Source organism: Kosakonia sp. HypNH10 (assembly GCF_029850615.1).
Lineage (GTDB): Bacteria > Pseudomonadota > Gammaproteobacteria > Enterobacterales > Enterobacteriaceae > Kosakonia > Kosakonia cowanii.
The window spans coordinates 607,894-630,154 of the sequence record NZ_JAOTIU010000003.1 but is presented as its reverse complement, the minus strand read 5'-3'; the positions used below and the strand labels follow the sequence as shown (position 1 = coordinate 630,154).

General features: G+C 58.8%; 19 protein-coding genes and 1 pseudogene. 15 read left to right on the top strand and 5 right to left on the bottom strand.

The features are described from left to right. Positions 1 to 25: 25 nt before the first annotated feature. Positions 26 to 505: a carboxymuconolactone decarboxylase family protein gene (locus tag N7V53_RS12315; RefSeq protein WP_279793551.1), complete on the top strand. Its 480-nt coding sequence runs from the start codon at positions 26 to 28 to the stop codon at positions 503 to 505. A 105-nt stretch (positions 506 to 610) separates the two neighbouring features. Here N7V53_RS12315 and N7V53_RS12310 read toward each other — a convergent pair whose 3' ends face one another. The 3 genes from N7V53_RS12310 to ansP all read right to left on the bottom strand — a co-directional run bounded on the left by N7V53_RS12310 (position 611) and on the right by ansP (position 5,439). Next, positions 611 to 2,176 (bottom strand): methyl-accepting chemotaxis protein, encoded by a 1,566-nt coding sequence (locus tag N7V53_RS12310; protein WP_279793550.1) that lies wholly within the window; start codon positions 2,174 to 2,176, stop codon positions 611 to 613. A 246-nt stretch (positions 2,177 to 2,422) separates the two neighbouring features. Beyond that, on the bottom strand, positions 2,423 to 3,661 hold the full coding sequence (locus tag N7V53_RS12305) for an EAL domain-containing protein (RefSeq protein ID WP_279793549.1): 1,239 nt from the start codon (positions 3,659 to 3,661) through the stop codon (positions 2,423 to 2,425). Between the two features lie 314 nt (positions 3,662 to 3,975). After that, positions 3,976 to 5,439: an L-asparagine permease gene (gene ansP, locus N7V53_RS12300; protein WP_124968377.1), complete on the bottom strand. Its 1,464-nt coding sequence runs from the start codon at positions 5,437 to 5,439 to the stop codon at positions 3,976 to 3,978. Between the two features lie 461 nt (positions 5,440 to 5,900). Here ansP and N7V53_RS12295 point away from each other — a divergent pair, with 461 nt between their 5' ends. The 11 genes and pseudogenes from N7V53_RS12295 to pptA all read left to right on the top strand — a co-directional run bounded on the left by N7V53_RS12295 (position 5,901) and on the right by pptA (position 16,246). Further along, positions 5,901 to 6,917 carry an MsnO8 family LLM class oxidoreductase gene (locus N7V53_RS12295; protein WP_279793548.1) on the top strand — a complete coding sequence of 339 codons (1,017 nt, stop codon included), beginning with the start codon at positions 5,901 to 5,903 and terminating at the stop codon, positions 6,915 to 6,917. Further along, the gene (locus tag N7V53_RS12290) at positions 6,914 to 8,035 is read left to right on the top strand and encodes a M20 peptidase aminoacylase family protein (protein ID WP_279793547.1); all 1,122 of its coding nucleotides are present in this window, start codon (positions 6,914 to 6,916) and stop codon (positions 8,033 to 8,035) included. Before N7V53_RS12295 ends, N7V53_RS12290 begins: the two co-directional genes overlap by 4 nt. A gap of 64 nt (positions 8,036 to 8,099) precedes the next feature. After that, positions 8,100 to 10,362, top strand: a pseudogene (locus N7V53_RS12285) (NtaA/DmoA family FMN-dependent monooxygenase). Between the two features lie 10 nt (positions 10,363 to 10,372). Then, positions 10,373 to 10,882 carry a GNAT family N-acetyltransferase gene (locus N7V53_RS12280; protein ID WP_279793546.1) on the top strand — a complete coding sequence of 170 codons (510 nt, stop codon included), beginning with the start codon at positions 10,373 to 10,375 and terminating at the stop codon, positions 10,880 to 10,882. A 9-nt stretch (positions 10,883 to 10,891) separates the two neighbouring features. Next, positions 10,892 to 11,815 carry an amino acid ABC transporter permease gene (locus tag N7V53_RS12275; RefSeq protein ID WP_279793545.1) on the top strand — a complete coding sequence of 308 codons (924 nt, stop codon included), beginning with the start codon at positions 10,892 to 10,894 and terminating at the stop codon, positions 11,813 to 11,815. Beyond that, positions 11,799 to 12,572, top strand: a complete 774-nt coding sequence (locus tag N7V53_RS12270) for an amino acid ABC transporter ATP-binding protein (protein WP_279793544.1) — start codon at positions 11,799 to 11,801, stop codon at positions 12,570 to 12,572. The genes N7V53_RS12275 and N7V53_RS12270 overlap by 17 nt, the downstream gene beginning before the upstream one ends. A 9-nt stretch (positions 12,573 to 12,581) precedes the next feature. Then, a complete protein-coding gene (locus N7V53_RS12265; protein WP_279793543.1) occupies positions 12,582 to 13,475 on the top strand; it encodes a transporter substrate-binding domain-containing protein in 894 nt (297 codons plus the stop codon). 285 nt (positions 13,476 to 13,760) lie between these two features. Next, a complete protein-coding gene (locus N7V53_RS12260) occupies positions 13,761 to 14,774 on the top strand; it encodes a LacI family DNA-binding transcriptional regulator (protein ID WP_279793542.1) in 1,014 nt (337 codons plus the stop codon). Between the two features lie 4 nt (positions 14,775 to 14,778). Then, entirely contained in the window at positions 14,779 to 15,306 is a 528-nt protein-coding gene (locus N7V53_RS12255) for a shikimate kinase (protein WP_279793541.1), read from the top strand. 33 nt (positions 15,307 to 15,339) lie between these two features. Further along, positions 15,340 to 15,960, top strand: coding sequence for a glutathione S-transferase family protein (locus N7V53_RS12250; RefSeq protein ID WP_279793540.1), 621 nt, complete (start codon positions 15,340 to 15,342; stop codon positions 15,958 to 15,960). A gap of 55 nt (positions 15,961 to 16,015) precedes the next feature. Then, on the top strand, positions 16,016 to 16,246 hold the full coding sequence (gene pptA, locus N7V53_RS12245; protein WP_023478779.1) for a tautomerase PptA: 231 nt from the start codon (positions 16,016 to 16,018) through the stop codon (positions 16,244 to 16,246). Positions 16,247 to 16,264: 18 nt separating this feature from the next. Here the strand turns inward: pptA and N7V53_RS12240 are convergent, their stop codons facing one another. Beyond that, positions 16,265 to 16,837: a flavin reductase family protein gene (locus N7V53_RS12240; RefSeq protein WP_279793539.1), complete on the bottom strand. Its 573-nt coding sequence runs from the start codon at positions 16,835 to 16,837 to the stop codon at positions 16,265 to 16,267. Positions 16,838 to 16,865: 28 nt separating this feature from the next. Further along, positions 16,866 to 18,644, bottom strand: a complete 1,779-nt coding sequence (locus tag N7V53_RS12235; protein ID WP_279793538.1) for a diguanylate cyclase — start codon at positions 18,642 to 18,644, stop codon at positions 16,866 to 16,868. A gap of 231 nt (positions 18,645 to 18,875) precedes the next feature. On the opposite strand from N7V53_RS12235, the gene N7V53_RS12230 reads away from it, so the two are divergent. The 3 genes from N7V53_RS12230 to N7V53_RS12220 are packed head-to-tail and all read left to right on the top strand — an operon-like array spanning position 18,876 to position 22,239. Continuing rightward, positions 18,876 to 19,577 (top strand): ABC transporter ATP-binding protein, encoded by a 702-nt coding sequence (locus tag N7V53_RS12230; RefSeq protein ID WP_279793537.1) that lies wholly within the window; start codon positions 18,876 to 18,878, stop codon positions 19,575 to 19,577. Beyond that, positions 19,574 to 20,542, top strand: coding sequence for an ABC transporter substrate-binding protein (locus tag N7V53_RS12225; RefSeq protein WP_279793536.1), 969 nt, complete (start codon positions 19,574 to 19,576; stop codon positions 20,540 to 20,542). Before N7V53_RS12230 ends, N7V53_RS12225 begins: the two co-directional genes overlap by 4 nt. A 41-nt stretch (positions 20,543 to 20,583) precedes the next feature. Further along, a complete protein-coding gene (locus N7V53_RS12220; RefSeq protein WP_279793535.1) occupies positions 20,584 to 22,239 on the top strand; it encodes an iron ABC transporter permease in 1,656 nt (551 codons plus the stop codon). Positions 22,240 to 22,261: the final 22 nt, after the last annotated feature.

The following is a 22,261-nucleotide window of genomic DNA, read 5'->3' as shown; positions in this document are numbered from 1 at the left end:
TGAAACAATAAACGAGGCAAATAATATGAGCACCCGCATCAATCTCTTCCAGCGCGTTCCTGACCTGATCAAAGCCCTTTCCGAAGCCAGCCAGGCCTCGCACCACAGCGGTCTGGATAGCATGTTAAAAAATCTGGTGGATATTCGTGCTTCGCAGCTAAACGGCTGCGCTTTCTGTCTGGATATGCACATTAAACAGGCGCGGATTCTGGGTGAGCGGGAGTTACGGCTGCATCATGTCGCCATCTGGCGCGAATCGCCGTTATTCACCGCGAAAGAGAAGGCGGCGCTGGCACTGACCGAAGCCCTGACCCGGCCCGCTGCTGAAGGGGTGAGCGATGCCATTTATGACGCGGCACGCGAGCATTTTGATGAAGTGGCGTTATCAGAACTGGCGTTTGCTATCTCGATTATCAACACCTGGAACCGTTTGATGATTGTCTCGCAAACCGCACCGGGCGCGCTGGATAAAGCCTACGGCCTCGATCGCGCGAATCTCGAATAGCCGTGCAGTTTCGTAGGCCGGATAAGCGCAGCGCCATCCGGCAATACTCCCCGGCTCAATGAACCGGGGTACTGTATTCGCATCCGGAAAGCGATGACGCAACCATTAATGCGCCAGCTGGAAGAAACGCACCGAGTTACGCAGCGCCTCGCTCTGCTCGGTCATCGACTGCGCGGCTACCGCAGCCTGTTCCACCAGCGTGGCGTTCTGCTGGGTCACCTGGTCCATTTGATCGATGGCGACGCTAATCTCTTTAATCCCCTGATGCTGCTCGGTTGAGGCGGCGGAGATATCAGCGACAATATCCGTCACCTTATTCACCGACGAGACAATCTCCTCCATCGCACGGCTGGCGGTATCGGCAAAACGCGAACCGTCGGTGATTTTTTCCACCGTCCCCTCAATCAACTGCTTAATCTCTTTTGCCGCATCGGCGCTCTTCTGCGCCAGATTACGCACTTCGCCTGCGACCACCGCAAACCCTTTGCCCTGTTCACCGGCGCGCGCAGCTTCTACTGCGGCGTTGAGCGCCAGAATATTAGTCTGGAACGCGATCCCCTCAATCACCGAAATAATGTCGACAATCTTCTGCGAACTGGCGGAGATCTCATGCATGCGCGTCAGCATGTCGTTAACCTCTTTACCGCCCTTAAGCGCGGTATCTGAGGTCTGGCGCGCCAGCTCGCTCGCTTTGCGGGCGTTCTCCGCATTACTCTTCACGTTTTCCGTGATCTGCTGCATGTTCGAAGAGGTCTGCACCAGCGACGCGGCCTGCTCCTCGGTGCGCTGCGACAAGTCATTGTTACCTTCAGCAATTTCGCCTGCGGCATGGGAGATCGATTCGCTGCCATCAATAATGCCGCGAATAATCTCCGCCAGCTGGCTGTTCATATATTTAATCGTCGCCAGCAGGCTATTGCTGTCGCCTTCGCGTAGATCGACCGCCGTCTCCAGCTTGCCGGCGGCCACCGCCTGCATAATCGACATCGCATAATCCGGCTCGCCGCCAAGTTGGCGCGCCAGGCTGCGCGAGATAAAGAGCGCGCTCACGCCTGTGGCGATCAGCGCCAGCAGCAGTAAGCCAATCAGCACATAGAGCGCGTGGTTGTAATTCGCCTGCGTCGTTTCGCCCATGCGCTCGCCAATGGCCACTTCCATATCCACCAGCGTCGCCAGGTCTTTCATCAGCTGCGTGCGGTATTTCGCCGACACCACGCCGCTGATCTTCGCCGCCTCTGCCGCGTCACCGTGGTTCATCGCCTCAATCACTTTCGCGTTGACGTCGATAAAGTTTTTGAAGTTATCGACCACAGTTACAAACAGCGCGTTCATCTCTGGCGGCGCACCGGCAGAGATTTTTGCGTACTGCCGCTGGGCATTGAGGAACGTCTCCTGATTTTGCAGCAGTTCATTGCGATGCTGATCGAGGGAGGCAGGGGTTGTTGAGGAGATGTACTGCACCTGTTGTAAGCGCATTTCCGCTAATACGCCGCGCATCTCAAGGGTGTAGCGAACGCCCGGCATACGCTCCTGACGGAATTTATCGATCTGTTGTTTGCTGGCGTTAAGCTGATAAATCGAGACGATGCCAACAATTAACATCATCACAATAAGAGTAGAGAAACCAACCAGCAGTTTCGTTAATACGGTCGCGTGCGCAAATTTTTTCATGATCCTGAAGTTATAAAAAAGAGTGGTAATGGTAATAACGGCATAAACCGTAGAAAGATTGAGGTTAAAGTTCGATCTTGATCACATATCGCACTGATATGTGGGCAAATATCTTACGAGTGGCATCAGTTTTATTTAAGGCAGGCGAGGGTGTTAAATAAGATCGGGAAGGTGTGTTAATTAATTGAAATAATATTTCACTTAAAGAGATGACTATTTTCGCGCACGCAGGCCGTGCGCGAAGAATTAACCTTTAAGACTCAGCGGCAGTTCATCTGCCCATTTGGTGGCTTGCGTCATTAATTCCGATACCGCGGAGTAAGGCAGGCCAATATTATTTGCAATCGCGTTGGTCTCGTCCCATAAACGCTGTTCATAGACGCGGGCAAGATGAACATAGGGGTAGAGTTCTCCGCTCTCTTTCTCCAGCGCTGTTGCCACATCCGGCGAGACGGAGATCTGCTCCATCAGCTCCTCAAGCGGCAGGCCGAGGATCACATCCAGCAGGGAGAAGAGCCCCACCAGGAAAGCGTCATTGGCGACATTATTGCTGGAAGTGCGCGCCGCCACCAGCTCGCAAAACTTAGCGCGGATCAGGCTCAGATAGTAGATCTCGGTATTGGTCACGTGCTCAAACGACGTCAGACAGGCCACCAGTACAAAACGGCGCATCTCGTTGATGCCGAGGTAGACCACAATGTCGCGTAAGGACTGGTTACGAAAACCGCTAATCCCGCGCGTGTTATATAAGATGTTCTGCGCGTAACGCATGATCTTAAATGAGAGGGAGACATCGCGTTTCAACAGCTCTTCAATGCGGTTTAAGTTCGGCGACTCGACGTTCACTTCCTGCATCAACCGCAGCGCAAAAGCGCGGTTCTGCACCAGCTTATTGCGCTTCGAGACCACCGGCTTGCTGAAGAAATAGCCCTGGAAGAGGCGAAAACCCAGTTTCTTATAAGCTTCAAACTCCTCATAGGTTTCCACTTTTTCCGCCAGCAGCACCGCGTGGCGCAGCGCATCGCGGTTGGCGTTGACCCAGGCATCGATCTCTTCCAGTGAGCTTCGTCTGATATCAAACTTAATCACATCGATATAGGGCAAGAAGGCGTCCCACTGGTTGCCGGGTGCGAAATCGTCGAGGGCAACGCGAAAGCCGAGGTTCTGCAGACGTTTTACCGTCTCCAGCAGTTGCTTGTCCGGCTGCGCATCTTCGAGAACTTCGATCACCACGCGGTTTTTCGGCAGCGTTTCGGCAAGGCCGTCAATCAGTAACTGGTAGGGGAAATTGACATACACCGTCGTCAGATCGTTCTTACGTCCGACAGGCGCACTGAGGAACTGCTCTTCGATCAGTTGGGTCGTGGCTTGCTCGGCAGAGATCTCTGGAAAGCGGTTATCCATGCTATTGCGGAACAGCAGTTCGTAACCGACGGTGTTCAGTTGGTTATCAAAGATCGCCTGTCTGGCCACAAAAGAAAACATTCACCACCCCGTACACCGTGTACTTTTGTATAAGTATTACAAATATATAAGCTTATAACACACCCTGAATAGCTGAAGCGTGCGCCTGATACTAAAAAAGTGACCTTTAGCGCTAAAAATATAGGCCAGCAAAGCGGTAAGTGTACAGGTAATGAGGATATTCTTAAGCGTAACCGCTCAAAGTAGCAGCATCACGCTGTAAAAAACGGCAAATATGCAGGAAAGCGTAAGCGAGGCAGGGGATAAAACAGGCGCTGCACCTGCGTGACAGTCAAAATCGCTGTCCGGCATGGCGCAGCGCCAAAGGCGCGGGATTAAGTACGCGGCGTCTGTTCAGCCGGCGCGGTGGCATGCACTTCGTTCACGCGCTTACGCACGCCAAACCAGCCGGCAACCAGCAGAACGGCGATCAGCGGAATGGAGCCGATAGTGAAGGTACCGTTCGGATAGTCGAACGCCATCAGCACCAGCACGCTGAGCAGGAACAGCAGCGTCAGCCAGGAGGTCACCGGCGCACCGGGCATCTTGAAGCTGACATCTTCCGCTTTGCCTTCGCGGATCGCTTTGCGCAGGCGCATCTGGCACACCACGATAAAGCCCCACGAGGCGATAATCCCCAGCGACGCGACGTTAAGCACAATCTCAAACACCTGTGACGGCACCAGGTAGTTCAGGAACACGCCGACAATATAGACGCAGATTGTCGCCAGAATACCGGCATACGGCACCTGCTGGCGGCTCATCTTCGACATAAACTTCGGTGCGGAACCGCCCATCGACATCGAGCGCAAAATACGCCCGGTGCTGTAGAGGCCAGAGTTGAGGCTGGAGAGCGCGGCGGTCAACACCACGATATTCATCACGTCGCCAATGTACGGCACGCCAAGCTTCGAGAAGAAGGTGACGAACGGACTTTGTCCCGCCTGGTAAGCGTTCCACGGTAGCAGCAGCACCAGCAGCACAACCGAGCCCACGTAGAACAGACCGATACGCCAGATCACGCTGTTGATCGCTTTCGGCACCATAGTTTTCGGCTCTTTACATTCGCCTGCGGCGGTACCGACCAGCTCAATAGAGGCGAAGGCGAAGACCACGCCCTGCACCAGCACCAGCGCGGCCATCATGCCGTGTGGGAAGAAGCCACCGTTATCGGTAATCAAGTGGAAGCCGGTGCTGTTGCCGTCGAGCGGTTTGCCGGTGCCGAGGAAAACCGTCCCGACCACCAGAAACAGCACAATCGCCAGCACTTTCAGCAGCGCAAACCAGAACTCCATCTCGGCGAACCACTTCACGCCGATCATGTTCATGGTGCCGACAATCGCCAGCGCACCAAGGGCAAAGACCCACTGCGGCACGTCGCCGAAGGCACCCCAGTAGTGCATATAAAGCGCAACGGCGGTGATATCGACAATGCCGGTCATCGCCCAGTTGATGAAGTACATCCAGCCGGCGACATAGGCCGCTTTCTCACCGAGGAACTCACGGGCGTAAGAGACGAAGCTGCCGCTGGAAGGGCGGTGTAATACCAGTTCGCCCAGCGCACGCAGAATAAAGAACGAGAAGATACCGCAAACGAGATAGACGATAGCCAGCGATGGCCCGGCCATTTGCAGACGCGCGCCGGCACCGAGAAAAAGACCGGTACCGATTGCGCCGCCGATGGCGATCATTTGTACATGGCGGTTACCCATCGCCTGGCTGTAGCCCTCTTCATGAGAGTTCAGCCAGCGACGTTTCGCCGCGTGATGCTCCGTGGTGTTGTTGTTCTCTGTTTTCATTGCATTACCCTGTTGACCTGTCTGACCTTGCGGAATGTCTCAAGCCGCAGCACAAAAACCACACGATTTGCACCGTCGGCTACACGTTCTCTCTTTCCATTGTTTCTGTGTATGGATAAGGGAAAACATGGCGCAGCATCGTAACCGCAATCGTTTACTGACGCAAAACATACCCAGCCGTAAACAGCACACTATTAGTCGAAATTGTGAAGTCAACTCCATCAAGCAGAGGAAATGATTCAGGATGGTGAAAAATGCAACAGAAAAAACCACAAGCATAAAACGGTGTTTTACCCGGTCTGCACCGGCATTCGGCATCATCCATTTGCAAAACAAATAGCGTGAGCGCCTGGCAACGCTGACTTTGCAAATTTTTTGCTTACCAAATGTAAATTAATTGTTTCACAGCAGATTCAGCACGCTCCAGTATTGGCCCATCTTCTCTGACACGAGAGCGTGCCATGTCTTACCGACTGAGTTTGCTGGACAAAAGCCCCATCGCGGAGCATGAAACCGCGCAGGACGCGCTCCTGCGCACGCTGCAACTGGCGCAGCAGGCGGAAAACTGGGGCTATCACCGCTTCTGGATAGCGGAACACCACAACACTTCACAGCTGGCGAGTCCGTCGCCAGAACTGCTGATTGCCTGGATACTCGGCCAGACGCGGCGCATCCGCGTCGGCTCCGGCGGCGTGATGCTGCAACACTACAGCCCCTATAAAGTGGCGGAGAATTTTAACCTGCTGGCAAACCTCGCCCCGGGTCGCGTTGACCTGGGAGTGGGCAAAGCACCCGGCGGATTACCGCTCTCCACCCGCGCTTTACAGCAGGGCGTCAACCCCGAAGAGAAGGGGCGTTTTGCCGATCAGCTGGCGCAGCTGGACAACTGGTTGTCGCTGGCCCCGGATGAAAATGCCCAGGAATCCCTCCTGGCGACGCCGCTTGCGCCAGTGCAGGCAGAGCGTTTCCTGCTCGGTGCCAGCCTTGAGAGCGCAACGCTTGCGGCATCCCTCGACTGGCACTTTGTCTACGCCGCGCATCTCAACGGCGACAAAACCCTTTTACGTGACGTTGTCACGAAATGGCAGCAGCTAAGCCGCCGCGACACGCTGGTTGCCGTGCAGGTGATTGTGGCAGAAACCCAGGCGCAGGCTGACACGCTGGCGCAGCAGGTTGAAGTGTGGGGCGTTGAGCTGGCGAATGGGCAGAAAGTGAGCGTGGCGAGTGAAGCGCAGGGGCAGGCCTTTGCCCGCCAGGCAGGTAGCCCGGCGGTACGCATTGCGCGGCGCGAAAGCGCCATCATTGCTGGTACGCCAGAAAAGGTGCGGGCCGGGCTGGATGGGCTGCATCAGCAGTTTGGCATTGACGAATTTATTATCGACACGCCGGTGGCGGAAGGACGCGCGCGCTTAACTTCGCTCCTGCTGCTGGCGCAGGCGGTCGCGCAGACGCAAACCCTACAGGAGGTGGCGGGATGAGCTTTACCGAACAGTTAATTGCGTGGCGGCGCGAGCTGCATCAGCACCCGGAGCTTTCGCTCGAGGAGTTTGAAACCACGCGGCGCATTCGCCACTGGCTGGAGCATGCCGGGCTGCGCCTGTTGCCGCTCGATCTGCCGACCGGAGTGGTCGCGGAAGTGGGAAGCGGCGAGAAGGTGATCGCGCTGCGCGCCGATATCGACGCGTTACCGATTGAGGAGGCGGTCGACTCGCCGTTTACCTCGCGCAACCCCGGCGTGATGCACGCTTGCGGGCATGATATTCATACCAGTGTCATGCTCGGCGCGGCGCTGCTGTTAAAAGAGCGGGAAGCGGCGCTGCCGGGCAGGGTGCGCATTCTGTTTCAGCCAGCGGAGGAGAGTTTTGGCGGCGCGAAACGGCTGATTAAGGCCGGTGCGCTCGAGAATGTGAGCGCGATATTTGGCATGCACAACGAACCCGGCCTGCCGGTCGGCGCGTTTGCCACCCGCGGCGGCGCGTTTTACGCCAATGTCGATCGCTTCAGCCTGAAGGTGAGCGGCAAGGGCGCACACGCGGCGCGGCCGCATGAGGGCAACGACGCCATTCTGCTCGCCAGCCAGCTGGTTGTGGCGCTGCAAAGTATCGCCAGCCGCAACATCAACACCCTCGAATCGGTGGTGTTAAGCGTGACGCGTATTCAGGGGGGTAATACCTGGAACGTGTTGCCGGAGCATGTCGAGCTGGAGGGAACCCTGCGTACCCACGATGCGGCTATTCGCGCGCAGGTGAAAAAACGCGTTGAGGCGATAGCCGCCGGGCTGGCGCAGGCCTTTGATGCCGCTATCTCCGTGACCTGGTTTGATGGCCCGGACGCGCTGGTCAATCACCCGCAGTGGGCGGACTTCGCCCGCGAGGTCGCCAACGAACACGGATACCGTACCGCAGAGGCGGATTTGCACATGGGCGGGGAGGATTTCGCCGTCTATCTCCAGAAGATACCCGGCGCGTTTGTCAGTATTGGCAGCGACAGCCCGTACGGTCTGCATCACCCGGCGTTCAATCCTGATGAAGGGCTGATTGATGAGGCGGCGCGCTACTTTGCACGCCTGGCAGAAAAAGCCTTACAGCACACTTAACGAAACCTGAAATGACCTGGGGCGGTGGCTCCGGGCCACCTGTTGCCTGAATTCCGGAGGGAGTATGTCTACAGCACGACAATTGCGGCTTGGCACCATTTTGCATGGCGCATCGGGAAATATGTCCGCCTGGCGACATCCGGCGGCGGTCGCCGACGCCAGCATCAATTTTGACTTTGTGCAGGAGACAGCACGTCTCGCGGAGCAGGGGAAACTCGATTTCTTATTTGTCGCTGACGGCTTATATATCAATGAAAAATCGATCCCCCACTTCTTAAACCGTTTTGAACCGCTGACGGTGTTGTCTGCGCTGGCGAGCGTCACCCGGCATCTTGGCCTGGTGGGCACGCTCTCAACCTCCTATAGCGAACCCTTTACCGTGGCACGGCAGTTCGCCAGCCTCGATCACCTGAGCCATGGCCGGGCAGGCTGGAACGTCGTCACCTCACCGCTGGAGGGATCGGCGAAAAACTTCTCCCGTGAAAAGCACCCGGATCACGCCTTGCGTTACCGCATTGCCGATGAGTATCTCGATGTGGTGAAAGGGTTGTGGGACTCCTGGGAGGAGGACGCCTTTATCCGTGATAAAGCCAGCGGGCAATTTTTCGACCCGGCAAAACTGCATACCCTCAACCACCACGGCGACTTTTTCCAGGTCGCAGGCCCGCTGAACATTGGCCGCACGCCGCAGGGCAGGCCGATTATTTTCCAGGCGGGTGCCTCGGAGGATGGCAAAAAACTGGCGGCACGCCATGCCGATGCCATTTTTACTCACCATGAAACCTTAGCGGAGGCGCAGGACTTCTACCGCGACGTGAAACAGCAGCTGGAACAGCACGGGCGGCGTCACGACGAACTGCACATTTTCCAGGGCGTCAGCGTAATTGTGGGCGACAGCGAAGCGGATGCCGAGCAGCAGTATCAAACCACCGCCGCGCTGGTCTCCATTAATGATGCGCTCAACTACCTCGGGCGCTACTTCGAGCACCACGACTTCAGCCAGTATCCGCTCGATGAACCCTTCCCGGAGATTGGCGATTTAGGGCAGAACAGCTTTCGCAGCACCACTGATGAGATCAAACGCAACGCCCGCGAACGCCAGCTGACGCTGCGCCAGGTGGCACTGGAGAGCGCCTCGCCGCGTCCGCGTTTTTCCGGCACCGCCGAACAGGTGGCCGACGGCTTGCAGGCGTGGTTTGAGAGCCGCGCCGCCGACGGCTTCATCATCCAGGGCGGCACGCCGGATACCTTCCCGCGCTTCGTCAAAAAAGTGGTGCCGATCCTGCAAGCGCGCGGTCTGTTCCGCACCGACTACCCCGGCACAACCCTGCGCGAAAGTTTAGGTCTGGCGCTGCCCGAACATCCCCGGTCAACACAATAGAAGAAGAGAACGTATGCAGAGACGCACCCTTTTACTGGCGGCAACGCTTGCATTGACGCCGCTGGCGCAGGCCAGCGACGTGACCATCAACGGCACCGGCGTCAGCCTTGAGGCCAATTCCACGCCGATCCATACGGCGAAAAACCCGCAGGCGATAAGCCAGCTGCCGCAAGGGTACCGCTTTGTGCAGCCGGGTAAATTCACCGTGGCGGTCGCCGCGCTTAATTCGCCGCCGCTGACGGTGTTTGCCGCCGATAACAAAACCCTGCTCGGCAGCGAAGTGGATATCGCCCGGCTGGTCGCCGACAGCCTCGGTCTTGAACTGAATGTGGTGCCGACCTCCTGGGAGGACTGGCCGCTGGGGGTGACCTCCGGCAAATATGATGCCGCGATCAGCAATATCACCGTCACCCAGGCGCGCAAAGCAAAGTTTGATTTCGCCACCTACCGCAAAGACTCCCTCGGTTTTTATGTCAAAACCGCAAGCCCCATCAAACAGATTCAGCAGGCAGCGGATATCGCCGGGCTGCGCATCATTGTTGGCTCCGGCACCAATCAGGAGGCGATCCTGCTGGCCTGGAACGCGGAAAACCTGAAGAAGGGGCTTAAACCCTTTACGCCGATCTACACCAAAGATGACGCTGCCCTAACGCTGGCGCTGCAATCGGGCCGCGCGGATGCCTTCTTCGGCCCCAACGTGATTGGTGCCTGGAAAGCGGCGCTGACCGGCAAAACCCGGCTGGTGGGTAGCGTCGACGGCGGCTGGCCAAAAGCGGCGCATATTGCCGTGACGCTGCGTAAAGGCAGCGGCCTGGCACCGGCGGTGCAGAGCGCGCTGAATGGCGCAATGGCGAGCGGCGATTACGACAAGGTACTCAACCGCTGGGGTGAAGTGGTAGAGCGTATCGCGCAATCAGAAATTAACCCGCCAGGCCTTGGCGATTAAGGAGCAGAGGATGAACGAACGTTTCCGTGATGTCTCACCCGAAGACGACGAGCTGCAACCGATCCTCGCCGGGCTGTTTGCCGAGTATGCCGCCCGCTACGGCGACTACTTCTCCCGTGACGCCGAGGTGGAGCTGACCGAGTGGTACTTGCCGCCGCAGGGGCTGTTTATCGTGCTGGAGCGCGAGGGAAAGATTATCGCCACCGGCGCTTACAAACCTTTTGATCAGCGCACTGCCGAAATCAAACGCATCTGGACCGACGCCTCGCTGCGCCAGCAGGGGCTGGCGGCGCGCGTGGTGCAGGAGCTGGAGCGCCGCGCCGAGCTTGCCGGTTATAGCCAGATCTACCTGACTACCGGCTTTCGCCAGCCGGAAGCGGTACGGCTCTACCTGAGCCAGGGCTATCAGCCGCACTTCGACCTGACGCGCGATGCGGAAGAGTACAGCCTGCCGCCGTTTGATGGTCGGCTGCGCTTCAGCAAAGTGCTGTCATCGGCCCGTCTGAGCAAAACTGCCTGAGGAGCGACCATGAAAAGTACCGAAACGATCAAAGTGGTGCCGGCCCGCTACCCGCTGCGCACCGTGGGGGCCATCGTTGCGCTGTTTGTGCTGGCGGCGGTGATCCAGTCCGTGGCTTTCAATCCGCGCTGGGAGTGGGGCGTTTTTGCCCGCTGGTTTTTCGACCCGGTGATCCTCGAAGGGTTAGGGCAAACGCTGCTGCTGACGCTGGTCGGCACGGTGTTGAGCGTCATACTCGGCGGGCTGCTGGCGCTGGCGAGGCTCTCCTCGTCGTGGCTGCTGAGCAGCCTCGCCTGGGGCTATATCTGGCTGTTCCGCTCGCTGCCGCTGATTGTGGTGCTGATCATTTTGTATAACTTCTCCTACCTCTATGACTCGCTCGCCATCGGCATCCCCTTTACCGGCATTGAGTGGGCGCGCTACGAGACGATTAATGTGCTCGGCCAGTTCGCCACGGCGGTGGTCGGGCTGACGCTGGTGCAGAGCGCCTATACCGCAGAGATCATTCGCGGCGGCTTTCTTGGCGTCGATCACGGTCAGTATGAAGCCGCTGCCGCGCTTGGGCTTCCCGCCTGGCGGCGCACGGTGCGCATTATTTTACCGCAGGCGCTGCGCACTATTTTACCCTCGGGGTTCAATGAAATTATCAGCCTCGCCAAAGGCACGGCGATGGTTTACGTGCTGGCGATGCCGGAGCTCTTCTACACCATCCAGATGATCTACAACCGCACCCAGGAGGTGATCCCGCTGCTGATGGTTGGCGCCGCCTGGTATCTGGTGATCACCAGCGTGTTGTCGGCGATCCAGTATCTGGTTGAGCGCTGGCTGGCGCGCAGTGAACGCCGCTCGGCTATCAATCCGTCCGTTTACCGTGCGGCAGCGACAACTCACACTTCACACGCCACGGAGCCTGCTCATGCCCATCTCTCCTGAAGGCCATATCTCGATTAGCGGCGTCAGCAAATATTTTGGCCGCCATAAAGCGCTGGATAACGTCTCGCTGGAGATCCCGCCCGGCACGGTGACGGTGATCCTCGGCCCCTCCGGCTCCGGCAAATCGACGCTGCTGCGCACCATTAATCACCTTGAGCGCGTCGACGAGGGCTTTATCCGTATCGACGACGAGTACATCGGCTACCGCCAGCAGGGGGACAAACTCTACGAGCTGAAAGAGAAGGAGATCCTGCGCCAGCGCGTCAACGTCGGGTACGTGTTTCAGAACTTCAATCTCTTTCCGCACCTGACGGTGCTGGAGAATCTGATTGAAGCGCCGATTGCCCATAAAAAGCTGAGCCGCAAAGCGGCGGTCGAGCAGGCATTCGAACTGCTGGATGTGGTTGGGCTGCGCAACAAAGCCGATGCCTGGTCACGTCATCTCTCCGGCGGCCAGCAGCAGCGTATCGCCATCGCCCGTGCGCTCTCGCTGCGCCCGCGCGTGATGCTGTTTGATGAGCCGACCTCCGCGCTCGATCCGGAACTGGTGGGCGAGGTGCTGGATGTGATCAAAAAGCTGGCGCGGGCCGGATCGACGCTGGTGGTAGTGACCCATGAGATCGGTTTTGCCAGGGAAGTCGCCGACCAGGTGGTGTTTATGGTCGACGGCAAAATTGTGGAGCAGGGGAGTAGTGAGGCGGTGCTGAACCAGCCGCAGCACGCCCGCACGCGCCAGTTTCTCTCCAAAGTGCTGTAGGGAGTGCGTATGAAAAAGGCATTACTGGCGCTGATATTGTTCAGCGCAGGCCCGGTTGTGGCCGGGCAGATCGATCTGCGCGCCAACGAGCAGCCGATTGTGGCCAAACGGGATGAGGCGGCGATCGCCAAAATCCCGGCGAATTACCGTTTTGTCGAGCCGGGCACGTTGACGGTTGCTATCTCCGCCCTTAACTCGCCGCCGCTGGCTTTACTGGCGAGTGATAACCGCACACGTATTGGCAGCGACCCGGATATCGCCAGGCTGCTGGCAAGCAGTCTCGGTCTCAAGCTGAAACTGGTACCGACCGCCTGGGAGGACTGGCCGCTCGGCATCACCTCCGGGCGCTACGATGTGGCGCTGGTCAATATTGCCGTCACCGAGGCGCGTAAGCAGAAGTTTGACTTCGCCACTTATCGCGCCGACTCACTCGCTTTTTCAATGAAAGCCACCTGCCCGATAAAGGCGATTAGCGGCCCAGCCGACCTGGCCGGGCGCAGGGTAATTGTTGGCTCCGGCACCAATCAGGAGCGGATCTTGCTGCGCTGGAATGAGGAGAACCGCGCAGCCGGGCGCGAGGCGGCAAAACCGATCTACCTGACGGATGACGCTTCCGGCAATTTGTATATTCAGTCCGGGCGCGCGGACGTGGTGTTTGGTCCGCAGTCGGTCGCGGCATATAAAGCGGCGCTGAACGGTACAACAAAAGTGGTCGGCCTGGGGCCGAAGAAAACCTGGGTGGCGACCACCAGCAAAAAGGGTAACGGCCTGGTGCTGGCTTTGCAGGCGGCGATCAACGGCGCTATCGCGCGCGGCGAGTATCAACAGGTGCTGGCGCGCTGGGGTGAGCAGGGCGAAGGGGTTGAAACTTCGCAGGTCAATCCGCCGGGCGTGAACTGGTAAAAAATGATAGCGCTAACATGATTATGGTTGGCTTTTGCAGGTTGTTTAGTGCACCAAACTTGTACAAAAAGTGAAAATGCGATCGGCTGCAAAAATGTCCGTCAGGAGGGTATCAGCTCAGCGGTAACTGGCGTGTTATTTAATGTTAGCGCTAACATTTTTTAAGCAAAATGGCGAGGTAATGCACTGATTTAAAAGTGAACAGAGGTATTGATTGGAGTTATAGTTATACTACAAAATATAACGTAGCCAATGCTAACGCCTCTGCGGGCTCTGTGAGTGAAGATGGCAAGACCTTCTCGTGCTGTTATCTCCCGTGCGCCGACGCTGGATGACGTTGCCCGCGCCGCCGGGCTCTCCTCGATGACCGTCAGTCGGGCGCTTAACACGCCGGACCAGGTACGGCCGGAAACCGTGAAAAAGGTGCTCGCCGCAGTCAAAGCGACGGGCTACATTCCCAACGCGCTGGCCGGTGGGCTGGCCTCACGGCGCAGCAAACTGGTTGCCGTGCTGGTGCCCCACCTCAACGATCCGCTGTTTGCTGATACGCTTCAGACAATGGGGGAAACCCTCTCGCAGCGCGGCTATCAGATGCTGCTGTGCAGCGCCGGTTACACGCCGCAAACGGAAACCGAGCTGGTTTCGACCCTGATGTCGCGCCGCCCGGACGGCATTGTGCTCACCGGCATCCATCACAGTAATGATCTGAAAAAGATCATCTTCAACGCCAGCGTGCCGGTGGTGGAGACGTGGGATATCACGCCAACGCCCATCGATATGCTGGTCGGTTTCTCCCATGAGAAAGCGGGCCTGGCAACGGCAGAGTATCTGCTCGGCAAAGGCTACCGGCGTCCGGGGCTGGTATGGACGACAGAGAGAACGGCTGCGCAGCGTAAAAACGGGCTGTACGAAGGGCTGGCGCGACACGGCATTACCGACATACCTTGTGTTGAGTCGCAACTGCCTGCCCGCTTTGCTGATGGTCGGGCGGGGGCAGCGCAGCTGCTGGAAACCACAGAATTAGATGTGATTATCTGTAGCTCCGACACCCTCGCGCAGGGGGCGATTAGCGAGCTTCAGGCGCGCGGCCTGCGCGTGCCGCAGGATGTGGCGGTAACCGGCTTTGGCGATCTCGACTTTGCGGCGGCAAATGTGCCCTCCATTACCACTATTGCTCTCGACCGTCACGCCATTGGCGCGCGGGCGGCGACACTGGTGGCTAATCGCATCGAAGGGCGCAGCGACGGCGAGCAGATTATCGATATTGGCTTTCACCTGACTGAGCGGGAATCGGCGTAAAAAGATGAGAATCAACATTATTGGTACCAGCGGCAGCGGCAAATCGACGCTGGGTAAGCGTCTCGCGCGCCAGCTTGACGTCCCTTATATCGATATGGACACCCTTTACTGGCGGCCCAACTGGCAGGGCACGCCGGACGAAGAGCTCTACGCGAAACTTGAACAGCTCCTGCAACAGCCGGGCTGGGTGCTGGACGGCAACTATAACCGCAGCCGCGATATCAAATGGCGCAATGTGGATCTGATTATCTGGATCGATTACGGCTTCTGGCGCACCCTGCGCCAGGCGGTATTGCGGGCGATAAAACGCGCGTGGCACAAACAGGAGCTGTGGCCCGGCACCGGCAATTGCGAAAGCTTTCGCCGCTCCTTCCTGAGCCGCGAGTCGATCATTCTCTGGACCATCAAGACCTGGCGCAGCAACCGCGTGCGTTACGCGCGTGATATGGCCGATCCGCATTACCAGCACCTGCGCTTTGTGCGCCTGACCTCGCCGCAGCAGGCTGACGAATTTCTCGCCACTCTGACCTAAGCTTAAGCCTCATATGACGTGCGAGGTAACCCGATGATCACCGTTTATGGCGTACCCGGCTTTGGATCGGCCATCAGCGAAGCGATGCTTACGCTGGCGGATATCCCTTATCAGTTTCACGATGTCGCAGGCTTTGACCAGCCCGGCCCGCAGCAGGAGAGGCTGCGCAAGCTCAACCCGCTCTGCCAGGTGCCGACGCTGCAACTGGAGGATGGCAGCGTGATGACCGAATCCGCTGCCGTGGCGCTGATGATCCTGGACAGTCGTCCTGATTTGGCTCCGCCAGAAGGGACGCCGGAGCGCCAGCAGTTCTGGCGGCTGCTGATATGGCTGGTGGCGAATGTCTACCCGACCTTTACCTATGCCGATTACCCTGAGCGCTGGGCGCCGGACGCGGCGGAGCAGTTGAAAGAGAGCTGCATCGCTTATCGCAAAACCCTCTATCGGTGGCTGGAAAGTCAGTTGCAGGCCGCGCCTTACGCCTTCGGTGAACAGCTTACGCTGCTGGATATCTATCTCTGCGTGATGCGCAACTGGGGGCCGCGCCAGGCGTGGTTTGCCAGCAACACGCCGAAGATAAACGCCATTGCCGATGCCGTCTGCGTGCTGCCAAAACTGGAGGCGGTGCTGCGGCGTAACGACATTATCGGCTAGCACGCTTTGACCGCTGTGTTATCGTCATTTTTTTATTAAAAACAAGGAGCAGACCATGCCGCATATTGATATCAAATGTTTTCCCCGCGATCTGAACGACGAGCAGAAGAGTGCGCTGGCGGCGGATATCACCGAGGTGATTATTCGCCATCTCAACAGCAAAGAGAGTTCCATCAGCGTGGCGCTCACCGAGATCGCCCCGGAAGAGTGGCAGGTGAACGCCTGGGATAAAGAGATTGCGCCGCAGATGGAGAAGCTGATTAAAAAGCCCGGCTACAGCATGTGACTGCTGGCCGGGCAGGTGTTACTGCCCGGCAACCATCCTTTTGCCGCTGGCGACAAAGGTACCGCCGCCGAGATGGTGAATTGTGTTTAACTGATCATCATCGAACTGCCAGCGTCCCTGCACAAAGGCGCGCTCATCGGCGCCGGCAGAGACCACTTCGCCAAACAGCGTGTCATATTTCTCCTGCGCGGCCGTCGGCGGCAGCAGGCGACACTCCATCCACGCCAGACACTTCTCTTCCACCACTGGCAGGCCGAGCACCGGCCCGGCAATCGCCGGAATGCCGTAACAGTTGAACTTATCCTCATCGCGCCCGGTAATGCTGCCGACGGCATAGGTCCAGTTAGCGGCGGCGACACCGGGGATGACTATCCCGAACATGCCGCTGCGCTCAATCAGTTCGCGCGACCAGGTGCTTTTATCCACCACAATGGCGATGCGCGGCGGTGAAAACTCGACCGGCATCGACCAGGCGGCGCTCATCACATTGCGGCGGTCGATCTGCTCATCGCGGCTGGTGATCATCACGGTCGGGCCGTGGTTTAACAGGCGGCTGGCGTGCTCTAACGCCACCGGGCGAAAATGGCTCATAACCTCTCCTTTAGCAAAATTTCCGCAACTACCCGGCGTGGCGGGCAACCACAATCTGCCCGCGGCCTTGCTCCTTCGCCATATAGAGCGCGAGGTCGGCGGCACGCACCAGGTTATCAGCCCTGGCGTGGCGCGGCCAGGTGGCGAGGCCGATGGAGACCGACACCGGGCCGATATCCTGCGACTCATAGCGCATCGGGTGTTTAAGTATGGTGTTTAACAGCCGCTCGGCGAGCATTTTCGCTTCGGTTTCGCTCTTACCCGGCAGGATCAGTAAAAACTCCTCGCCGCCGTAGCGGAAGGCGACGCCGCACTCGCCGAGCGTGTCGGTAATAATGCGCGACAGCTCGCGCAGCACTTTATCACCCGCGTCATGCCCGTGCAGATCGTTGAGCTTTTTGAAGTAGTCGACATCCAGCATCAGGCAGCTCAGCAGCGTATTGTCGACCATCGCCTGATCGATCATATTGCGCAGCGTCTCTTCGAGGCTGTGGCGGTTACGCAGGCCGGTCAGGGAGTCATAGGTCGCTTTTTCGGTGAGCGTATCGCGCAGCATCTGGTTGGCTAACGCCAGCGCGAGGGTTTCTGCCAGCAGTTCAAGATAGATATAGGGTGGCTCTTTGCCCGGCGTGTAGTTGTCAAAAGTGAGCAGGCCGATACTTTTGTTCTGCGCATTCAGCGGCACGCAGATGGCGCGCGCTGCGATCTCCGGCACCACATGATCGCAGGGCATATCGACGTCGCCGTTACCGGGGCTGTGCAGCTGGCCACGCTTCAGCGCCCAGCAGCTTTCCGGGGCGAAAGGTGCATCTTCGCCAGGCGGCAGCGCCCAGCGGGCGACACAATTCATACGATTCGTGTTGCTGTCCAGCAGATAGAGCCGCGCGCCCATATCGGGAATGATTTGCGGCGCAAAACGGCTCACCACCCGCACAATCGCCTGCAAAGAGTCGCACCCCTGCAAGCGCTGGGTCATGCGCGCCAGCAGGGTGCGCGTCGCCCATTCCGCATCGCGCTCCAGCTCAAGGCGCTGGCGAGCCAGCCCGTTCTCGCGAAAAATACGGATCGCCTGCGCCATATCGCCAATCTCATCGACCTGCGCCAGCACCGGCGCTTCGACGTTGTAATCCTGCGTTGCCAGCCGGTTCACCACGTCGCTTAGCGTCACTACCGGACGCAGGATGCGGTGTTTGATAATAAAACCAAGCACAAACAGAAACAGCAGGGCGGTCAGGCCGACCATGATCTCAGAGAGGGTGCGCAGGCGCAGGGAGAGGTCAGTGGCGTTAGCGATAGCGCTTTGCGTGCGCTGATCGATCAGGCTGCGAAAGTGCGCGAAGCGATATTCGGTTTCTGAAAGGCGCTCTTCATAGCTGGTGCTAAAGAGTAGATTCATCGCCTCATCGGTTTTTCCCGCCTCAACGTCGCTGATGGCGATCCGCTGCTCATCTTCCAGCTGATCGAGGGTCGTAAGGCCGTCGCGCAGAATAAGCAACTCTTCATCGGAGGCACCATTATCCCGCAGCGCGGCGAGATGATTCTCCAGATCAATATCCTGCTCCGCGCGGGTCTTCCAGCTCTGGAGGGTTTCCGGCTGTTTTTTGATCACCGCTTCGCGCGCCAGCTCGCTTAATGCCCAGGCCTCTTTTTCCAGCGAATCGGTGAGGGTGTCGAAGAGACGGCTTTGCGTCACCGCCTCGCGCTCATTGTGTTCCGCGCTGGAGGCCAGAAATAGCGCGACGCCGGAGCTGAGCGTTAACACCACCGTGGCGATATAGGCAAAATTGGTTATCGTGGCGATCCGCACGGGCATCCCTTTTCGGTTAAAAACAGCGTTCTTTTCAGTGTAGACATTCCTTAAAAATCAAGGCGCAATATCAGTGTCATTTCACCGTCACACTCCCTGCCTATAGTCAGCCGCAATCAAATCCCAAAGAGGATAACAAGATGTTTGCTCCCCTGACTTCTGCTCAGGTGGATGCGCCCTGCGGATGCAGACCGCGGGTTTCGCACGGCTTCCTGAAACAGGAGGGCGTCGATGAGCGTATTCACTGACATCCGGCTGCAAGGCGTTTCGTACGCTTTTGGCGCGCACACCGTTCTCAATCGAATCGACTTATCCATTCCGGCGGGCACCATCGTCGCGTTGCTCGGCCCCTCCGGCTGCGGCAAAAGCACGCTGCTGCGCCTGCTGGCGGGGCTCGCGCAGCCGGCCGCTGGCGACATCTGGTTTGGCGATCGCTGTGTGGCGAAAGCGGGCTGGTCATTACCGCCCGAAGCGCGCGATATCGGCATGGTATTCCAGGATTACGCACTATGGCCGCACATGAGCGTGGCGCAAAACGTCGCCTTTCCGCTGAAAATGCGCGCTGTGCCGCGCGGCGAGCGTGATGCGCGCGTGGTGCAGGCGCTGACCCGCGTCGGACTGGCGGAGTTCGCCCAGCGCAAACCCGCCGGGCTCTCTGGCGGCCAGCAGCAGCGCGTCGCGCTGGCGCGGGCGATTGTCGCCGAGCCGGGCGTGCTGCTGTTTGATGAGCCGCTCTCCAATCTCGATACCGCGCTGCGCGAAGCGTTATGCCATGAGATGGCGCGCCTGTTGCGCCAGCTTGGTACCACTGCCGTCTATGTCACCCACGATCGCCGTGAAGCAGAGCTGCTCGCCGACCGCATTGTTCATCTCGCCTCCGGCGAGGTGGAGTCTGTTCGCACCGTTACGTCAACCTCAGGGGAATCTGCATGAAAGGCTTACTGTCCGTGAAAAAAGGAGTCGCCCTCGCTATGGCGCTGTCATCGATGATCATCTCCAGCGCGCATGCGCTGACGGTTTACACCGCCGGGCCGGGCTCGCTGGCGAAAAATCTCGCCAGCGGCTTCGAGCAGCAGAGCGGGGTAAAAGTGAATATCTTCCAGGCCACCACCGGCAAAGTGATGGCGCGCCTCGAGGCGGAGCAGGCCAATCCGCAGGCGGATATTTTGATCTCCGCTTCGTGGGAGACGGCGGAAGATCTGCACAAACGTGGCTGGCTGCTGCCATTTACCAGCGCCAATGCGGAAAAAGTGCCGCAGACGCTGAAAAGCGCGGACTATGTGGCGCAGGGTATTTCGGCGCTCGGCATTGTCTGGAACAGCAAAAGCGGCACCCCGGAGCCGAAAGAGTGGCGCGATCTGACCGCGCCTGCGTTCAAGGATAAAGTCACCACGCCCGACCCGGCGCTCTCTGGTGCGTCGCTCGATCTGCTGATCGGGCTGCAAAATGGCATGGGCGATAACGCCTGGCAGCTGTTTGACGATCTGAAAAAGAACGGCATGGTTGTGAGCGGCCCGAACGCGCAGGCGGTGACGCCGGTGATGCAGGGGGCAAAAGCGGCGGTTTTCGGCGCGGTGGATTACGTCACCTACGGCAATATTGCGCAGGGCGAATCGCTGAAGGTCATTTTCCCGGCCAGCGGCACGGTGATTGCGCCGCGCCCGATGATGATCCTCAAGTCCACCCAGCATGAGCAGGAGGCGAAAGCCTTTATCGACTATGTGCTGTCGCCGGAAGGGCAGAAAATGGTCGCCGACGCCTGGCTGATGCCGGCCCGTACCGATGTTGCCGCCAAACGCCCGCTGTTAAGCGAGCTGAAACTGCTGCCGACCCAGAGCGACAACGGTGCCGAGCGTGGCGAGATCCTTAAGCGCTTCAACACGCTGTTTGCCCAGTAAAACCCATCGCGGGGGCAACCCCGCTTTCAGGATCCCTTGCCGTGAATCAGACCGTTATCGCCCGGATAACCACGGCGCTGCTGGTGATACTGGTGGCGCTGCCGTTACTCTTTATTGTTTTGCAGGCACTCTTTCCCCACTTCAGCGCAGGCTCGCTCAGCGGTGCATTCTCGGCGATCCCGCACCTGCTCGCCGAGCCGCAGCTGCCGGCGATGTTCAGCGGCACGCTGCAAATCGCGCTTGGCGTGGCGCTGCTCAGCGCGGTGATTGGCCTGCCGCTTGGCGTCGCGCGCGGGCTGTTCGATCTGCCGTGTCCGAAGCTGTGGGATCTGCTGTTTCTCATCCCGTTTCTCACGCCGCCCTACATTGCCGCGCTCTCGTGGATGCTGGTGCTGCAAACCCAGGGCTACCTGATGCAGCTCACCGGGCTGGATCTCAATAATCTGCTCTTCAGCAAGATCGGCATTGTGCTGGTGATGACGCTCAATATCTTCCCGGTGGTCTATTTTGCCGTCTCGCGGAGCCTGCTTGCCAGCGGTCAGCGGCTGGCGCTGGTCGCGCGGGTGCATGGCGCCACGCCGTGGCGGGCTTTCTACCACATCACTTTGCCGCTGCTGTCACCCGCATTAGCAGCAGGCATGCTGCTGGCCTTCACGCTGGCGATTGAGGAGTATGGCGTGCCGGCGGCTTTGGGCACCCGTTCAGGCGTGGTGATGCTGACGGTCGGCATTGAGGAGAAGCTCGCCGACTGGCCGATCGATCTGCCCGGCGCTTCGCTGCTGTCGCTGGTGCTGATTACGGTCGCCCTCGGCGGCTGGGCGCTGCAACGCAAACTGACCGGCGGCACCGATGTCACCAGCGTCTCCGGCAAACCCGCCGCGCATGTCGGCGCAAAACTGGGGCTGTTTACCACGCCGGTGGTACTGGTGATGGCGATGATCGGTTTTATCGCGGTGGTGTTGCCAGGGCTGTCGATGGCGGTGACGGGTTTTAGCGCCACACTTTCTGGCGGGCTGGCGTGGGACAATCTCACCGGCGCTCACTTTGCGGCACTCTTTGCCCAGCGCGGTGATGCGCTGCCTGCGCTCGGCACCAGCGTTTCCCTCGCGTTTGCGGCGGCGCTAATTACCGGCCTGCTCGGGTTATGCGCCGCCTGGCTGGTGGTGATGCAGAAGATAAAAGGGCGCGCGCTTATCGATGCGCTGTCGCTTATGCCCGCCGCGCTGCCGGGGGTGGTGGTCGGGGTCGGGTTGATCCTGCTGTGGAACCGCGCCTTCTGGCCGGTTTCACCCTATAACACGTGGGCGATTTTGCTGCTCTCCTACTGTTGTCTGTTACTGCCCTGGCCGGTGCGCTACATCGGCAGCGCCATGCGGCAGCTGGGCGGTAACCTTGAACCGGCGGCGCGGGTGCATGGTGCCAGCGCGTTTCAGGCGCTGCGCTTTATTGTGCTGCCGCTGATTTTCCCGGCGATGCTCGCGTCGATGTTGATGGTCTTTGCTATTGCCTCACGCGAACTGGTCACCTCGCTGCTGCTGTCGCCTGCGGGCACGCAAACCGTGGCGGTCTTTATCTGGCGGCAGTTTGAGCAGGGCTCGGTGGGTCAGGGGATGGCGATGGCGACGCTGACGCTGATTACCGGGCTGGGCTTGATGCTGACGGCGCTGGCCATCATGCAGCGGAGCACAAAGGGATAAAGTGAGGGCACGAAAACGCCAG

What these genes read in the sequence shown, in the direction of transcription:
- N7V53_RS12315 (WP_279793551.1), top strand. Translation starts at nt 26, where the DNA reads ATGAGCACCCGCATCAATCTCTTCCAGCGCGTTCCTGACCTGATCAAA.
- N7V53_RS12310 (WP_279793550.1), bottom strand. Translation starts at nt 2,176, where the DNA reads ATGAAAAAATTTGCGCACGCGACCGTATTAACGAAACTGCTGGTTGGT.
- N7V53_RS12305 (WP_279793549.1), bottom strand. Translation starts at nt 3,661, where the DNA reads ATGTTTTCTTTTGTGGCCAGACAGGCGATCTTTGATAACCAACTGAAC.
- ansP (WP_124968377.1), bottom strand. Translation starts at nt 5,439, where the DNA reads ATGAAAACAGAGAACAACAACACCACGGAGCATCACGCGGCGAAACGT.
- N7V53_RS12295 (WP_279793548.1), top strand. Translation starts at nt 5,901, where the DNA reads ATGTCTTACCGACTGAGTTTGCTGGACAAAAGCCCCATCGCGGAGCAT.
- N7V53_RS12290 (WP_279793547.1), top strand. Translation starts at nt 6,914, where the DNA reads ATGAGCTTTACCGAACAGTTAATTGCGTGGCGGCGCGAGCTGCATCAG.
- N7V53_RS12280 (WP_279793546.1), top strand. Translation starts at nt 10,373, where the DNA reads ATGAACGAACGTTTCCGTGATGTCTCACCCGAAGACGACGAGCTGCAA.
- N7V53_RS12275 (WP_279793545.1), top strand. Translation starts at nt 10,892, where the DNA reads ATGAAAAGTACCGAAACGATCAAAGTGGTGCCGGCCCGCTACCCGCTG.
- N7V53_RS12270 (WP_279793544.1), top strand. Translation starts at nt 11,799, where the DNA reads ATGCCCATCTCTCCTGAAGGCCATATCTCGATTAGCGGCGTCAGCAAA.
- N7V53_RS12265 (WP_279793543.1), top strand. Translation starts at nt 12,582, where the DNA reads ATGAAAAAGGCATTACTGGCGCTGATATTGTTCAGCGCAGGCCCGGTT.
- N7V53_RS12260 (WP_279793542.1), top strand. Translation starts at nt 13,761, where the DNA reads ATGGCAAGACCTTCTCGTGCTGTTATCTCCCGTGCGCCGACGCTGGAT.
- N7V53_RS12255 (WP_279793541.1), top strand. Translation starts at nt 14,779, where the DNA reads ATGAGAATCAACATTATTGGTACCAGCGGCAGCGGCAAATCGACGCTG.
- N7V53_RS12250 (WP_279793540.1), top strand. Translation starts at nt 15,340, where the DNA reads ATGATCACCGTTTATGGCGTACCCGGCTTTGGATCGGCCATCAGCGAA.
- pptA (WP_023478779.1), top strand. Translation starts at nt 16,016, where the DNA reads ATGCCGCATATTGATATCAAATGTTTTCCCCGCGATCTGAACGACGAG.
- N7V53_RS12240 (WP_279793539.1), bottom strand. Translation starts at nt 16,837, where the DNA reads ATGAGCCATTTTCGCCCGGTGGCGTTAGAGCACGCCAGCCGCCTGTTA.
- N7V53_RS12230 (WP_279793537.1), top strand. Translation starts at nt 18,876, where the DNA reads ATGAGCGTATTCACTGACATCCGGCTGCAAGGCGTTTCGTACGCTTTT.
- N7V53_RS12225 (WP_279793536.1), top strand. Translation starts at nt 19,574, where the DNA reads ATGAAAGGCTTACTGTCCGTGAAAAAAGGAGTCGCCCTCGCTATGGCG.